Source organism: Streptococcus sp. k-378, assembly GCF_013277505.1.
GTDB classification, from domain to species: Bacteria; Bacillota; Bacilli; order Lactobacillales; family Streptococcaceae; genus Streptococcus; species Streptococcus pseudopneumoniae.
Map to the genome: position 1 here is coordinate 1 of NZ_VMNC01000103.1, position 862 is coordinate 862.

1 protein-coding gene is annotated in these 862 nt (G+C 36.9%); it reads right to left on the minus strand.

Annotated features, from left to right (window positions below; translation table 11 throughout):
* Positions 1–862, minus strand: an 862-nt coding sequence (locus HT719_RS09495; protein WP_172929017.1) for a G5 domain-containing protein, incomplete at both ends; no start/stop codon positions are given.

Sequence of the window (862 nt, forward strand, 5' to 3'; positions counted from 1 at the left end):
TAACATCGTAGGTCGTCGTCGTGGTTACATAGCCATCCTCTCCGTCAATTGTAACAGGATTTTCATTACGGTCTCTAGTTTCATCTTTTTCAAAACGGATATTTGTACTTTTTTCGGCGATGCGTTTTTCTACCTTATCTTTAGCTGGAACTTTTACAACAGTAGGTGTAGGCTGAGTTAGTATTTTTTCAGTTGTTTCTAGTTCTGAGACTTCTCCAGTATTTGTATCTAATTTGTATGTTGTAGTGATTTCCTTAGTTCCATTTTCTCCAGGTATAGTTTCAGGGTTACTTCCTCTTGGATGTTCTAAATCTTTTTCGAACTTAACTTCTTTTGATTCAATATCTCCAACACGAACAGTAGGTTTAGTTCCGACTTTTATGATTTTCTTTTCCATAGGAGTTGTTACTTTTTCTGTAGAAGTATCCTCTACTGCTTTACCATTTTCAATTCTGTAAGTAGTAGTAATAGTTCTGATACCTAGTTTACCTTGACGATTTGGATAATCTTTCTTTTCCCCTTTAACAAGAGTTGGATCCGCTTCATACTCTGTTTCGATTGGAATTACTTTTGTTTCAACGCTATCTTTAGCTGGAACTTTAACAATAATAGGTGTAGCTGCTTTAGTAACCGTCTCCGAAACAGTTGCTACCTTAATATCGCCTGTCTTAGAATCAACTTTATAACTAGTCGTAACTGTTTTCAGTCCATCTTCGCTTGGAATAGTCGTAGGTTGGCTTCCTCTTGTATGTTCTGGATCCTTTTCATACCTCACTTCCGTGGAAGTTGTAGGCTCAGTTGTTTCAGTCGGTTTTGTCCCAACTTTAACTACTTTCTTAACCATCTCAGTTGTTACTTCACT